Below are 14,420 nucleotides of genomic sequence, written 5' to 3' on the forward strand. Positions count from 1 at the left end.
CGAACTGAGAGTATCACTTTAGGTACAACCACTGGTGCTCATCACCCCCCTCAGTATAATCCATTTTCATGCGCATTCCTGTCGCTCTGCGACATCCCGCTTTTGGCCAAATAAATGGTCACATGCGCAGGAGCCACGAGAGTCCGCAAAGGGCTAAGTAAAACAAGCGCGAAGGGAGCATCTTGATTGAGTCCAATCTGACGGATGCGCCCCCAAGCATCAAGGAGTAGAAAGCCACTCACATGAAAGACATCGCGCACCATACGTAAAGGTCCGTAGTGTTGCATGGCAGAGGCCGTTCCTGCCAACCACAGTTGTGCCCAGACGACGACATTGTGGGCCAAGCTTCCCAGGAGCATGACCATCTGTTGCGCTTCAAAGCACTTCTTGCCGCGTTTGCCGAGAGAGAAGCCCTGTTTGTTGCCTTTGAAAGAGGTCTCGACTCCGCCACCGCGCTGGTCGTAGAGGCGCACATGGGTAAGCAGCAATTCCTTGGCGGGATCAAGACTGCAGGCAAGCGAGACTTCGCTCAGTTCCTCGACCTCGGCGGGCGACAAGCTGGAAATCAGGACCGCGATGCCCCACTGTCCATTGGGCTTGCGTTTGCGGATCGCAATGCGGACCACGGGGCGTACATATTCAGACGCTTCCAGTTCGACCCAGCCCACTTGTCGGCCTGGTTCATCAGGATCGTCCACCCAACGGGTGACGGAGGCTGCCAGTCGAGCGGCACGTTGGCCAGAGTAATCCTTGCACAGGATCTGGTAGCCTCGGCTGAGAGCCCAGTTCACATCGTCCAGGCTGCCTCCTCCCGCATCTACCCGAAGCAGGATGCGAGTGCGTTTGGCTTCATCGAGCCCCAGCGTCTGCTCGGCGGCTTGCACCAGGGGGACAAATGCCTCAGCCAGCTTGGTCCGACCCTCAAAAAGCTGATCGACCACCACTTCTGCGTAGCGAGTCGCCAGAACTCGACCCAATTGGCGTCCACGGCGGTTGCGCGCCCCGGCAAAATGGCCTTTGGTCGCCAAAGCCGCCTTTTTGCCACAGGGCAGGCCGGTAAGGTCAACATCCAGGATCTGAAACTGTCGATGGTAGTCATGCCGATACCCTGGCTGTGCTGTTGGTAGATGTGCTTCATCGCTTGCTCCATCTGCTTGACCGTCTCGGCGGTGCAGGCCGAGAGTGTCTCCTGGACCACCGATTGTTCTGCGCAGCGGCTTCGTCCAAACGCCTGTTGCAACGCGCGGTCGCTCCTCAAACGGCTGTTGATCTCTACCAGTCCTGCGGCGCCTGCCAGGATACTGATGAAAGCGTCAGAGAGTTTCTCAAACGGCGTGTCCTTCACGGTCTTCTGCGGAATCTGAACGAGCTTTCGGATCGGTGCCAACAGGTCCAGGGTGCGCAGCTTGATGCCCACCGCAGCCAGGCTCGCACATCCCGTAAAACGTTGGGTCAGTTTCATCGTAGATTCTGTCATGATGATGGTTCTCCTCTTGCTGGTTTGACTTTCTGCAAGAGCTATAGACCATCTTCTTTTTCTTTGCAAACTCTTCTTGCGACAAGCTTGCTGTCACTATTTTGGCCAAAATTTACGTTGGACAAAGCCGATATGAAATGTGCCTGGATAGCTCACCTGATGTAAATTGTGGAATTATGTGGGTCGGTATTGTCAACTTGCTGGTTGAAGTGGGGGTAATTGCTGAGGTATAAAGAGGGAACAAGTTGCAGAGCAGTGGGAAGCTTGGGATATTCAGCAGTTAGCCAACCAGTTTCACTCCGGTGATCTCACTCCAGGTCTGAAATCGGACCAGCAAAGTGGCACGGTATTCCCCGGCACGCAAACGGTGTCGTCGCGGTTGGAAATGTTGAGAGATAGGGCCGAAGGCGGAGAGAAAGCGTTGGGCCAGCTTGGCTGATTTGAAGCGCCGCATCTTCTTTTCACGCAATCGCGTGGGTTGGTGTGAGTTTTCCGCTCGATTGTTCAATCCTTTGTGCTGCCGATGCTCCACACCAGGCAGGATCTCGCGTTTGGCCGCACCATAGCTCCTGAGCTTGTCCGTGATGATGACACGCGGTACGTATTGCAGCCTTACGCGCAGCTTGCGAAAAAATCTCTTGGCGGCCTTTTTATTGCGATGGCTCTGGACCAGGATATCGAGCACATTGCCATCTTGATCCACCGCTCGCCACAGATAGTGCCTCTCGCCACGGATCGTGAGGACTACCTCGTCCATGTGCCACTTATCCCCACAGCGCGGGCGACGACGTCGTAGTTCATTGGCATAGGTCTGCCCAAACTTCAAACACCATTGACGCACCGTTTCATAGCTCACCACGATCCCACGTTGTGCAAGAAGCTCTTCCACATCACGAAAACTGAGCGAGAAACGGAAATACAACCACACCGCATGGCTGATAATTTCCGGTGGGAAGCGGTAACCTTTGTAATTGGGAGTAGTGGTATGTGTTTTCATGGAGTTACTTTATCAACTTCGTTACCAAGTTGACAATACCTTTTTTTGCCTAGCATCCACTTTTTTTGAGTTCCTCATCACTCCGGTGGTTCTATGGGAAGCTCAAAAATCCGGGATGACTCATAACAAAAAGGTAGTATCAACGTAACCCTAAGAGTCGAGCGTCATAAACAGTGCCTTGAGCCCTTCAGCCAGGGTGGGATGCGTGAAAATGCCATCTCTCAAGGCGGTGTAGGGCAGCTTGCCCATCATCGCTACCTGGATGATGGTCATAATCTCGCCGCCTTCTGCTCCCAGGATGGCACAGCCCAAAATTTGTTGGGTATCGGCATCGACGATGGCCTTCATGAAGCCGCGCGTCTCGCCGGTTTCTACGGCACGGGACACGGCGTTCATGGGCAATTTGGCCACCCGGATGTTGCGACCCTGTTTTCTGGCCTTGTTTTCGGTCAGGCCAACTCGCCCAAGCTGGGGATCGATGAAGATGGTATGGGGGACCAGGCGACCTCGTGTGCTGGCGTTGCCCTGCTCAAGCAGGTTGGTGCGCACAATGCGGAAATCATCTAAAGAGACGTGGGTGAAAGCAGGCCCACCTTTGACATCTCCCAGCGCATAGATGCCAGGAACGTTCGTTTCCAGGCGCTCATTGACCTGGATGTAGCCATCTTTGTCGAGGCGTATGCCAGCAGCTTCAGGGGTGAGCGCTTCCGTGTTGGGGACACGACCGGTTGCCGCCAGCAGATGCGAGCCGGTAATCTGCTGTTCTCCCTGAGGCGTGCGTACGGTCAACCGCATGCGCCCACCGTCCAGTGGCTCAATCTGTTGCGGCATTGTTTCGGTCAAGACCGTGATCCCTTCCTCGCGCAAAATCTTCGTGATTTCGTTAGAGACATCTTCATCCTCGTTCATGAGTAAGCGTGGACGAGGCTGAATGATCGTGACCTGGCTGCCAAAGCGGCGAAACATCTGCCCGAACTCCAGCCCGATATAGCCGCCACCAGTGATGAGCAGGTGTTCGGGGAGCGTATCCAGTTCCATGATCGTGGTGGAATTGAGCACAGGGACACTCTCGGCGCCTTTGATCGTGAGTTGTTCTGGTCGGTCCCCGGTATCGATAAAAATCAGTGGCGCGGTGATCTCTCGCCTCTCGCCGTCCTTGAGAGAGATCTCAAGCGTCTTCGGAGCGATAAAATGGGCCTCGCCCATTAGCAGATCGAGACCCCGTCCTTGCAGCGCTGTCAGGCGGCTCTCGTGGCTGTTGCGAACACCCTCGACTATGCCTTGTTTGCGTTGGCGGACGGTCCGCAGATCGACCGAAATGGGGCCGGCGTGAACACCGTACTCGGCCCCACGTCTTGCCTGATAGGCGAGGCGTGCGCTGGCGACCATCGTTTTTGTCGGGGTACAGCCGAAGTTCACACAGACACCGCCTATCTGGTCGCGCTCGATGAGCGCCACTTTCCGGCCTGCTTTTGCAAAATCGATTGGGAAGAATCTACCGCCCTTACTGGCGCCGATCACAATTACATCATAGTTTGTCGAAGTCATTTGTGTTCATCTCCTTCTGGTGAGGCTGCCAGGGCTAAGGATACATCGGCTCCGGTAGCCGTTCTTGTTAAGTTTGAGTCTGAGAGCGCCCTCGACGATACGGTAGTGGTTAGATGGTAAGTGATAAGCCCAAATTATACTGAACAATAAACCACTTGGTAACCATTTCATGAGATTCGTCAGATTTGGAAAAGGACAACGTTTGTCGAACGTAGCAGCCTACTCGTTGACGCAAGGTGTTGTTCCAGCGTTCCATATGCGCAGTCTCCCCAGTTTCCTTCCCAACACAATGATGGGTTTCAGTTGGGAATACGTACTGATAGGCATGCCAAAAATCACTGAAGGTATGGCAGTGTTTGTATTCATGCGGGATGGCTTGCCAAAGCCGAAGACAGGTCGCTTTGCTTCGGTCTCCAATAGCAAAGGCAACGATTTGGCGGGTTCGGCGGCACATTGCCGTCTACAACCACCGCGCCTGGTCTTTTTTGCGCACAAAACTCCACATTTCATCGAGTTCGAGCACATCATCTGGGTCGCAGGCGGAAGGGTTTCTTTGACATCAGGCGAGTTCTGGACGTGCGCTTTGAGCCACCCCGCAATGGTTGACCGTGCCATGGCAAAGATTCGTGCCACTCCACGTAGGCTATACCGTTCCAGATAAGCCCGCAGCACGGTTTGTTGCTCAGTTTCTGAAGACGCTTACTGGCGTGAGAACACGATAGGTGCCACAGTCCTTGCAGTGGTATTGAGCATTTCCACAACGATTGGCTCCATTTTTGACAATATTTGTACTTCTACAGACACGGCAAACGTGTATCATCGTTTCTTGAGTCATAACCCCAATTCTATCTCATCACTTACCACCTAACCACTACCCACCTGAGCAGTTATTCCCGGGGACAGCGACGAAGAACGGTCTCAAGTCATATCACTGATGAGCTAAACCTCGTTGCACATCCCGTGAGACGCAGGCGTCCAAAGAGGTCTTGTCAACTTCCAAAATTGTTGATGAGCTCTCACAGCTCCGACGTTATTTTCGCCAGGGTTCTCCTGACTATCAGGTCAGAGATAGAGAGCTCTCTCCACGTTGCGGCCATTTTTGGCATGGAAGCTCTACAACTTTGGCTGAGTTGACAATACCGGAAGATGAGATTACGTTCACCCTTCCAGGCTAAGCACAATTTTTCCCTGGTGGTGCCGTGTCTCCAAGCGCTCGTGAGCCTGGCTGGCCTTTTCCAAAGGAAACACCTGGTCGAGGTGGACCGTCAACTGACCGGCATCGACGAGCTTCGTTAGTTCGGCCAATTGTTGTCCATCGGGGCGGTAGTAGAGCAATTGCGTATCAATGTGACGGGTAGGTGTTACCTGCTCAAGATCAACAATCGTGACGAACCGCCCACCATCACGCACAACCTTCAGACTTCTTGCCGCCGTCTCTCCACCAACACAGTCCAGAACTGCATCGATACCCTTGGGATGAGCCGCCTGGACCACGCTCGCGAAGTCCGTCTGTGCGTAATCAATGAGTTCACTGGCTCCAAGCTGCTGAAGGTATGGATGGTTCTTACTGCTCGCAGTGGCAATGACGTGGACTCCTAAATGAGCAGCAAGCTGAACGGCAAGCGTGCCTGTTCCTCCAGCCGCACCGGTAATCAGGAGCGTTTCTCCTCTCTGCATCTTCAGCACTTCATAGATTGCCTGGTAAGCGGTAAGCCCGCCGATAGGAAGCGCGGCTGCGTGCAAGGCATCGAGAGAGGATGGAGCTGGCGCGACGAGATGTGCAGGAACAGCGACAGACTGGGCATAATGACCAATGCCGACCTGATACGTCGTAGAGATCACGCGGGTTCCTACGTTCAGCCCGGTCACCGCAGCCCCTACCTGTTCAATGATCCCTGCTGATTCCCAACCAAGAATGAGCGGAAACTGTTGTCCTTCCAGCGTCAGGCTCCCCTGCCGCGCCTTCACATCCCACATTCCAACACCTGCTGCCTGAACGTGAATAATGACCTGGTCCGGGCCACAGGTTGGCGCAGGCAGGTCCATGAGCGTGAGACGATCAGGCCCGCCAAAGGCGGTAATGGCGATAGCTTGCATATGTTGTCCCTTGTCCTTTCACAATTCTTTTTTTCTTTTCGTTCTACCAACGTTACATATGTCTCCTAGAGAAGTCAGGCGGATTCTTTCAAACGGAGAGACTTTCTCTCCGTATGCTGCTTTCTGCCAGGATATGATGAGACGAGTGTGAACAAATGAGGTCGTGTTGCAAAAAATGTAAAGCTCAGCACATTGGGTAGAGCCACATTACCTGCACCACTTTCTCAGCCCAATTTTTTTTGCAACACGACTATTCATGCTCGCTCCCTCTGGACATCTCCTTTATCTGCTTCTTGAAGAAACTTTCTTTTCCTGACACGAGAAGCATACTCCAATAATGATCTTGTCAAAAGAGCCATTTTCAGGTAGGCTAAAGGGGCCATTGAAGAAAGATTTCAATCCGTGTCAAGACGTTCAGGAACGCAGATACAGTATGCCGAAAGGCCGGAAATCACTCTCGACCAGAACACAGGCTGTGTTGCAAAAATTCTAAGAGAGACCCATTCTAAGAGAAACCCATGGGGAATGTGAAGCCCCGCTTCCCGTTCAGCTTAGGCGGCCACGCCAAACAGGCGGGCAATGAAGGTGATCTGCAGGCGGATGTCTCCTTTGTCCACCCCTCTGATTTGCCCCTTACGAAGCATGTTCATCACCTCGTATCCCTGGAGCGTTCGTTCTGCTGTTTCAACAGAAAAGAAGCCCATCCCTGGCTTGACCAGCCGTTTGATGAAGCGATGATCTTGCTCGATCCGGTTATTCAAGTATTTGACCTGCCTCAGTTCGACGGACGCGGGAAGAACTCCAGCAGCTTTGAGGTCCGCAATGGCCTTGGGATAGGCCGCATTTTTATCAACATTGACCACGCGAGGAGCCGATGGAGCAGTATTGAGGCGAGCCAGCGCGGTGCGCTGAACCACCGGTTCCTCGATCGGACGTGCTTGAGAAGCTGAAGAGGCAGCCACATACAGTGCTTTGCAGAAAAAGCGTTTGGCGGCTTCGGCATCCCGCGTTGGACTCAAGAGAAACTCGAGTGTGTTCCCTTCGGAATCGACCGCTCGATACAGGTACATCCAAGCTTTGCGGACTTTGATGTAGGTCTCATCGACTCGCCAGGAATCTGTCGTCGGCTTGAGGTGAGGTCGGCAGCGTTTCTCCAACTCAGGTGCATACTGTTGGACCCACCGGAAGATCGTCGTATGGTCAATTGCGAGCCCTCGTTCAGCCATCATCTCCTCGAGGTTTCGGTAGCTGAGAGCATAGCGTAGATACCAGCGGACACAGAGCAAGATCATGTCCGCTTCAAAATGACGCCATTTGAAAGGGGGGGTTCCATCCATACCAGTGCTTCCTTCCCATCTTCAAAATAAGCCCAAGCTTATCATGCTCCTCCTTCTTTTTGCAACACAGCCCGCGTAGGTTGGTGCGAATTTTCAGCACGATTGTTCAACACGCGAGTGCTGACGATGCTCCACGCCAGGCAAGGTTTCGCGTTTCGCCGCCCCATAACTCTTCAGCTTATCGGTAATGATCACGCGTGGAACGTAGTGTAACCCTTTGAGAAGCTTGCGGAAAAATCGTTTCGCAGCCTTCTTGTTGCGTCGGCTTTGCACAAGGATGTCGAGCACGTTGCCATCCTGATCTACAGCCCTCCAGAGAGAGTGCGTTTTCCCGTTCATCTTCAGATAGACGCGCATCCAGGTGCCATGTGTCGCCACAACGAGGGCGGCGACGACGTAACTCATTGGCATCGGTCTGCCCAAACTTCAAGCACCACTGCCGCACGGTTTCATAGGTCACGACGATCCCTCGCTGTGCCAGCAGTTCTTCGACATCACGCGCAACTGAGCGAAAAGCGAAAATACAGCCAGATGGCGTGGCTAATGATTTCCGGAGGGTAACGAAAGCCTTTCTATGTGGGGGCAACGATGTTTGTTTTCATGAGGTTATTTTAGCACCATGTTTCGCCACACCGTCACGTTGACAATACCCTCTGCATAGATCGAAATCTTTCTTCAATGGCTCCTTTCGTCTATCTAAAAATGGCCCTTTTGACAAGTCCTTTATCAGTGTATACTTCTGATGTCAGTCAAGGAACGCTTGTCGTCGGGAGAGATGCTGGCTGCATTGCTTGCCAAACCGGCACACGCATGTGTGACGACACAATCAATCATGCTGTATCACCTGACTTGATGTGTGTGGCCACACGACCGAAACCCTAACCTTACGCTTCTTAATGGAGGTTTTTCCTATGAAAGTTTTTGTTACCGGCGCGACCGGCAGTCTCGGCTCCGTCGTCGTCCCCGAACTGATCGAGGCGGGCCATCAGGTCCTCGGCCTGGCACGCTCAGATGCAGCCGCTGCCTCGCTTGCTGCCGCCGGCGCACAGGTGCATCGTGGTTCCCTCGATGATCTTGACAGCCTGCGCAGCGCAGCGGCTGCATCTGACGGCGTCATCCACCTCGCGTTTGTCCACGACTTCATCGCGGACAACCAGGGGATCTTCACGGACTACGAGAGCGCTGTGCGCACGGATCTGAACGCCGTCCAGACAATCGGAGCAGCGCTCGAAGGCTCCGGCAAGCCGTTCGTGATCACCTCGGGAACAGTGATGCTCACATTCTTTCTCCCGCAGGGGCGTCTCGGGACGGAAAAGGACGTGGCCGACGCCGGGTTGGTCGCGCCCCGGCTCGTATCGGAGAAAGTGGCGCTCGCTCTCTCCCGGCGCGGCGTGCGCTCATCGATCGTGCGACTGGCTCCCTCGGTTCACGACAAAAGAAGAGGCGGCTTCACGGAGATCCTGATCGGTCTCGCCCGTGAGAAGGGCGTCTCCGGCTACGTCGGCGATGGTTCTAACCGCTGGCCCGCTCTGCACCGGCTCGATGCCGCTCGCCTGTTCCGTCTGGCGCTGGAGAAGGCCCCAGCGGGATCGGTGCTGCACGGAGTCGGGGAAGAGGGCGTGCCGACCCGCACCATCGCCGAGGTGATCGGTCGGCATCTCGATCTCCCGGTGGTCTCCATCTCTCCAGAGGACGCGGGCAAGCACTTTCGCTGGCTCGGACCCTTCTCCTCAGTAGACAACCCGACGTCGAGCGCGCTGACCCGCGAGCTGCTGGGGTGGCAGCCAGTACACCCCACGCTGATCCAGGATCTCGAAGATGGACACTTCTTCTAGAAGAGGAATAGGATCTATTGGACTGATAAGAAGATGACTCGCATACCGATGTTGTTTGAGAGAAGATGTCCTTTGAAAGAAATGTTGAGCATTCTCGCATGTGCTCTCAAATCGAGATAAAGATAACCAAGGAGACGAAGAATGAACATCCACAATATAGGGGTGTCAGCACTGATTGGTGGTCACGGCCCTGATCGCTACAGTGATGGGGTGGAGGTCCCAGGCAATGTTCGCTGGTTGTATGCGTCTGGAACGCCCGGCATCAAGCTTGATGGGACCGTGCCAAAGACGATTGAGGAGCAGGCCGACCTGGCCTGGAAGCATATTCTGGCCATCCTGGAATCTGCTGGCATGGGGGTAGCTGATATCGTGAAGGTCAATCAGTATCTGATTCACGCGGAGGATAAATCGGCCTATATTCAAGTTCGAGGCCGTTACCTGGGTGATGTTTCTCCAGCACCAGCAGGCATGTTTTCTGTGGTTACCGAATTGATTTACCCGGAAATTCTCGTTGAACTCGAGGTCATTGCGGCAAAAGCGTAAGAAAGCCAGAGCCAACAGAGAGCCATAGAAAAATAAAAGTGTGGAGATGAATGCTGAGGCTGCAGATGTACGTTTTAAAGACGACATCCATTCGATCCACCTCTTGAAAGCAGGGCAGCGTACATGCAGAAAAATCCGTGTATCGACACAAGAGAGCGAAGAAGACAAAAGTCTTCCACGCGAGTGAATGTGCAGTCGTTAGAGTGAAGAGCTCCTCAGCCTAGGAGCCTGGTGTAAAAGCCTTGCCGGAAATAGAGAAACGATGCGTCCAGCTTTTTCAGTTGTTCTCACGCTGAAAAAGCTGGACGCGTTATGAGCAACATGAATAAAACAGGCGTGACAGCAAGGATCACTCCCGTTAGCGATAGCATTGAAGTTTCAGGCAATACTCGTTGGATGTCGACGTAAAAAATAGATACGTATATAAGATAGCCATAGCACCCAAAGTAAGCACAAACCGGCGGGGAAGGGGCAAAAATAAAGGGAGAGGATGAGCATGGTGGCATTGGTGCTAAAACAGAGGCTATGGCGATGAAGGAAAAGATTAGCATGGAAAACAATTTCATAGAAACACAAAGTCATGAGTGGCCTCAGAGAACAGCCCGCTCTCTTTCATGGGCCATCTACGCGCTGATGCTCAGTACGTTTGCTTTCGGTATGGCCGAGTTTATAATCATCGGTCTGCTCCCAAATGTCGCGCACGATCTGAACGTCTCGATCTCATCGGCGGGCTTCCTGGTCACAGGCTACGCTCTTGGTATTGTCATTGGAGCGCCACTTTTAACCGTCGTCACCGGCAAACTTTCCCCTAAAAGCGTGCTCCTGCTGCTCCTTGCTCTTTTTACGCTCGGAAATGTGCTGGCGGCAATTGCGCCGAATTATCTCACACTCCTGCTTGCTCGTATCATTGCCGCCTTTGCGAATGGAGCCTTCTTCGGCATTGGTACGGTTGTCGCAACCGAAATGGTCGCTCCGGATAAACGTGCCAGCGCCTTTGCAACGATGTTCACTGGTCTGACCCTCGCCAATATCATTGGTGTTCCTCTGGGCACCTTTCTCGGTCAACAGGCTGGCTGGCACTCACCATTCTGGGTGATTGTCGCCTTGAGTCTACTCGCCTTTATGAGCATCACGTTCCTGATTCCACGCACGCAACATACAAGCACCTCTGGCCTGGGTCAGGAATTTCGCATCCTTGGCCGCAAACAGGTCCTGCTGGCACTGCTCATGACGACATTCGGCTTTGGAGGAGTTTTCACCATCTTCACCTATATCACCCCTTTTCTTGAGCGCATTACAGGCTTCTCGCCCACAGCTGTCAGCCTGATTCTGGTTCTTTTTGGGGTGGCAAGCACGCTTGGAAACATTATCGGAGGCAAAGCCGCCGACTGGAAGCTGATGCGCTCCCTGCTGGTGAGCCTTGTCTTGCTGGCTCTTATCGAAGCTCTTTTCACCATCACCGGGCACAACATGATTACCGCGGTCGTCACTATTTTCCTCTTCGGTATTGCAGCCTTCGCCATCATCCCGATGCTACAAGTCCGTATTGTGGACAAAGCAAAAGGAGCAACAGCACTGGCTGCGGCTTTTAATGCCGCAGCCTTCAACCTGGGGAACGCCGGTGGTGCGTTTCTGGGTGGGATTATCGCCGCCAGCCCACAGCTCGGACTGAATGCGATCACCTGGGTTGGCGCGGTCGTCACGGTAGTCGGCATCCTGATCACCCTCTGGAGCATGCTCTTAGACAGACACTAGACAGAGCTATTCGGTCCGGGCACATCCAGTCCATCAGGTCTGGTGAACAAAACCGTTCGACCACCACATCCACCGGCCAGTCCAGCAGAGGCAGGTCCCCTGGTTTCGTTCGCACGGAGCGGACTCACGGTCCACTGGAACTCGCAATTTCATAGCCTGCTCGAACTTGCTGAAGCCTGTGATGTGCCGGTCCGGTGGGCTTGTCGAACCGGCGTCTGCCACGCCTGTGAAAGTGGTCTGATCTCCGGCGAGGTTCTGTCAGAACTGAGAACACAGAAGCTCATTGTGGAAAGCGAATGCTGAGATAGTGCGGTCTCTCGCTAGAGGGCTGCTTGTATCGATGCCTTCAAGGCTGTAAGCCGATCAAGGAAAGCTCGTCGCTGTTCTGAGCGTGAGGGCGGTTCTCCCTTGGTGGAGCGAGGGCAGAGATAGTTCCTTAATTCGTCAAAGGCAGAACAGAAACGAGCAGCCGAGTCAAAATTTCCGAAGCCATGCATGGGATAATACCGTTGCTTGACTCCTCGATGGTCTTGCTCCAGGCGATTATTGAGATATTTGTTGGTTCGATGGAGCACATGAGCGCCTAGCGTTTCACGCACTCCTCGTGGGTAGGAGGCGTGCCCATCCGTTGTCACCCGTTCAGGGGTATGGCCAACAACGGCGAGTGCCTGCTTGAAAAACTGTTGGGCGGCCTCCATATCCCGTTTCTCGCTGAGGCGTGAATCAACCAGGTTGCCATTGGTATTGTCAACTTCATTGAAATTGTAGAGCTTATAGAAGAGAAACAGGCCTCAAAGTGGGGATTGCGCCCTTTTTCTTGCCTTGGTTGCTCGAGAATTCTGGTTGATCTGGCATCGAAGTGGTGAAAGCTCATCAACGAAATTTTTTAAGTTGACAATACCGTTGGATGCTGTTCCTACTTGGTATACTGTGAGCAGGAAGGACGGCTTGAGTAGTGGGTCCATTGCGAGGAAAATGGCTTCCTGCTCACCATTATAGTACTATGCAAGCGGACAGTGTCATGTTGCATCGACCAGGGAACCCCCTGGTCGATGCTTCTCTTTTACACCTGGAGCGCTGCTTCCACAGGGAAGCTCTGTTCTTTCCAAGCGGGATAGCCGCCATCCAGGGTACGCACCTGGTATCCCTGCTCACGGAGCTGAGCTGCGGCCTGTTCTCCACGCGACGCTCCCCGGTTATGCATATTACAATAGGTAACCACAGGCCGCTCGTGCGGAATCTGTGAGAGCTGACTTTCGAGGGTTCCCAGCGGAATATTCACCGCACCTGCCACATGACCAACTACGTACTCTGCGGACCCACGGACATCAATCACGAGAGGGGGAACCTCTCCACGAAGGCTCGTGTGCAGATCGTGTGGTTTCACCAGATCACTGAGAGGCACGCGAGCCAGTAAGACAGGATCAGTGAGGATGGCCTGGAAGGCTGGATTGGCTCGCAGACTCTCGAGATCGGAATCACGCTTGGACACTTCAACAAGGGTTGGTCTCAAGCGTAATGCCTCTGGCAAATGGTGCAGGGCCTTCTCAGGCTCGCCGTTTGTGGCGTAGAAGCACACCATGTTATAGAGAGCGACCCCTACACCCTCATCCGGCAATGTGCTCTGGCGGACTGCCTGGACCAGGGCCTCTTGAAGCTGGAAGGCAAGCTGCTTTTTTCCCAGCTGAAGAGCGCATATGGTGAGTTGGTTGCAGGGCAACCAGAGCCCGTAGTTTAGGACTTCATTGCGCAATCGCGCTCCTTCCAGCCAGGCGTAGTAATGGGGATCGTTGAGTTCCTCTTCGCTCATTCTTTCCACCTGTGTGATGAAGGCGTTGAAAACGTGTTCCGCCTCTTCTTCTATGGCCTGAAACGTGGAGGTCCGATAGCGGGTAAATGTCTCGCTGTTGATCTGGTGGACCACTTCCATGTCTGTCCAGACAGGAGGTACCTCTCCTCGTTGCACTATAGCCAGATTTTGCGTCTGTAACTCTTTCCAGCGCAGCATATTTGCCAGAAAGTCTTTTACTGTCCATGCGTCTTTTGTTGTCCCAGCGTTTGGTATCCCTGTCGCGTTGCGCTCCGCGTCACTGAGATTAGCGATCAACTGTACCTCTTGTTGACGCGTGAAGTGGAGAAGGGCGAGGATGTGGGGTTTCATTGGGGTGGTGTTCATCGAATGCTGTCCTTTCATAATACCTTTTCCATGGTGTGGCTCAACGCTCCCACGCACTGTTTGCGCAAGATACGCCTGTAACCGCTCACAAAGAGCTGCAATTTCTGTGGGTCCCCCTTGAGGAGCTTGCGGCCACTCGCCGATCTTCCAGCGCCAGTACTCCTGTGGGGTTTCAGGATAGCGAGCCAGAAGGTGCAGATGGAGATGCGGAACCACCTCATAGTACGCTTCGACATAGATTTTCTCCGCGCCTGTACAGGCCTGGAGTGCTTTCGAGAGGCGTGCTATACTCTGACCGACTGCTTGCCCCTCAGCTTCGGTCAGATCCGCCAGGCCGGGAACATGGCGTTTTGTCTTCAGCAAGAGATGGCCCAGGTAACTGGGTCCCTCATCCCGACAGTAGTGATGCACATAGACGAGACGGTCTTCAAAGAGAATCCCGCCTGGAGTAGAAGGGAGATCCTTATAAGTGGTACAAAAGGGACATGCGTCCATGATTTTCCTCCATACGCTGCTATGATCGACGGAGAGAGAGCAGACGTTTGTGCTCCTCTCATCGTGCGTCAGTATCCTATCGCCTGGATGCCGAGAAACTTACCACAATTTTGAGCAGCTTTCTCAACGGATGGAAAAGGAGAGAGAAAGGTGGCAGAAG

10 protein-coding genes and 3 pseudogenes are annotated in these 14,420 nt (G+C 53.6%); 4 read left to right on the plus strand and 9 right to left on the minus strand.

Going from position 1 to position 14,420, the window contains the following annotated elements; all coding sequences use genetic code 11:
• Nucleotides 1-50: 50 nt before the first annotated feature.
• From KRAC_RS76340 to KRAC_RS29165, 7 genes and pseudogenes are all read right to left on the minus strand, one after another.
• Nucleotides 51-941, minus strand: a complete 891-nt coding sequence (locus KRAC_RS76340; protein ID WP_244422323.1) for a transposase — start codon at nucleotides 939-941, stop codon at nucleotides 51-53.
• 816 nt (nucleotides 942-1,757) lie between these two features.
• A complete protein-coding gene (locus tag KRAC_RS29140; RefSeq protein ID WP_007913559.1) occupies nucleotides 1,758-2,474 on the minus strand; it encodes an IS6 family transposase in 717 nt (238 codons plus the stop codon).
• 150 nt (nucleotides 2,475-2,624) lie between these two features.
• Nucleotides 2,625-4,022: a mercuric reductase gene (locus tag KRAC_RS29145; protein WP_007913561.1), complete on the minus strand. Its 1,398-nt coding sequence runs from the start codon at nucleotides 4,020-4,022 to the stop codon at nucleotides 2,625-2,627.
• A 109-nt stretch (nucleotides 4,023-4,131) separates the two neighbouring features.
• Nucleotides 4,132-4,857, minus strand: a pseudogene (locus tag KRAC_RS69310) (IS1 family transposase).
• A gap of 323 nt (nucleotides 4,858-5,180) precedes the next feature.
• Nucleotides 5,181-6,119, minus strand: a complete 939-nt coding sequence (locus KRAC_RS29155; RefSeq protein ID WP_007913566.1) for an NADP-dependent oxidoreductase — start codon at nucleotides 6,117-6,119, stop codon at nucleotides 5,181-5,183.
• A 551-nt stretch (nucleotides 6,120-6,670) separates the two neighbouring features.
• The gene (locus KRAC_RS29160; protein WP_007913568.1) at nucleotides 6,671-7,456 is read right to left on the minus strand and encodes an IS6 family transposase; all 786 of its coding nucleotides are present in this window, start codon (nucleotides 7,454-7,456) and stop codon (nucleotides 6,671-6,673) included.
• Nucleotides 7,457-7,527: 71 nt separating this feature from the next.
• Nucleotides 7,528-8,004 (minus strand): annotated as a pseudogene (locus KRAC_RS29165) (IS6 family transposase); the annotation flags it as partial.
• 363 nt (nucleotides 8,005-8,367) lie between these two features.
• Here KRAC_RS29165 and KRAC_RS29170 point away from each other — a divergent pair.
• The 4 genes and pseudogenes from KRAC_RS29170 to KRAC_RS70300 all read left to right on the plus strand — a co-directional run.
• Complete coding sequence (locus KRAC_RS29170) at nucleotides 8,368-9,291, plus strand: SDR family oxidoreductase (RefSeq protein WP_007913570.1); 924 nt, start codon at nucleotides 8,368-8,370, stop codon at nucleotides 9,289-9,291.
• 141 nt (nucleotides 9,292-9,432) lie between these two features.
• The gene (locus tag KRAC_RS29175; protein WP_007913572.1) at nucleotides 9,433-9,834 is read left to right on the plus strand and encodes a RidA family protein; all 402 of its coding nucleotides are present in this window, start codon (nucleotides 9,433-9,435) and stop codon (nucleotides 9,832-9,834) included.
• A gap of 549 nt (nucleotides 9,835-10,383) precedes the next feature.
• Nucleotides 10,384-11,589, plus strand: a complete 1,206-nt coding sequence (locus tag KRAC_RS29180) for an MFS transporter (protein ID WP_007913574.1) — start codon at nucleotides 10,384-10,386, stop codon at nucleotides 11,587-11,589.
• Nucleotides 11,590-11,844, plus strand: a pseudogene (locus KRAC_RS70300) (2Fe-2S iron-sulfur cluster-binding protein); the annotation flags it as partial.
• 65 nt (nucleotides 11,845-11,909) lie between these two features.
• Here KRAC_RS70300 and KRAC_RS29185 read toward each other — a convergent pair.
• Both KRAC_RS29185 and KRAC_RS62725 read right to left on the minus strand, forming a co-directional pair.
• Entirely contained in the window at nucleotides 11,910-12,377 is a 468-nt protein-coding gene (locus KRAC_RS29185; protein WP_274532156.1) for a DDE-type integrase/transposase/recombinase, read from the minus strand.
• A gap of 275 nt (nucleotides 12,378-12,652) precedes the next feature.
• Complete coding sequence (locus KRAC_RS62725) at nucleotides 12,653-14,260, minus strand: rhodanese-like domain-containing protein (protein ID WP_007913576.1); 1,608 nt, start codon at nucleotides 14,258-14,260, stop codon at nucleotides 12,653-12,655.
• Nucleotides 14,261-14,420: the final 160 nt, after the last annotated feature.

The organism is Ktedonobacter racemifer DSM 44963, from assembly GCF_000178855.1.
Lineage (GTDB): Bacteria > Chloroflexota > Ktedonobacteria > Ktedonobacterales > Ktedonobacteraceae > Ktedonobacter > Ktedonobacter racemifer.

Coding starts and splice junctions, on each gene's coding strand:
- KRAC_RS29155 (WP_007913566.1), bottom strand. CDS start 6,119: ATGCAAGCTATCGCCATTACCGCCTTTGGCGGGCCTGATCGTCTCACG.
- KRAC_RS29180 (WP_007913574.1), top strand. CDS start 10,384: ATGGAAAACAATTTCATAGAAACACAAAGTCATGAGTGGCCTCAGAGA.
- KRAC_RS62725 (WP_007913576.1), bottom strand. CDS start 14,260: ATGGACGCATGTCCCTTTTGTACCACTTATAAGGATCTCCCTTCTACT.
- KRAC_RS29170 (WP_007913570.1), top strand. CDS start 8,368: ATGAAAGTTTTTGTTACCGGCGCGACCGGCAGTCTCGGCTCCGTCGTC.
- KRAC_RS29140 (WP_007913559.1), bottom strand. CDS start 2,474: ATGAAAACACATACCACTACTCCCAATTACAAAGGTTACCGCTTCCCA.
- KRAC_RS29175 (WP_007913572.1), top strand. CDS start 9,433: ATGAACATCCACAATATAGGGGTGTCAGCACTGATTGGTGGTCACGGC.
- KRAC_RS29145 (WP_007913561.1), bottom strand. CDS start 4,022: ATGACTTCGACAAACTATGATGTAATTGTGATCGGCGCCAGTAAGGGC.
- KRAC_RS29160 (WP_007913568.1), bottom strand. CDS start 7,456: ATGGATGGAACCCCCCCTTTCAAATGGCGTCATTTTGAAGCGGACATG.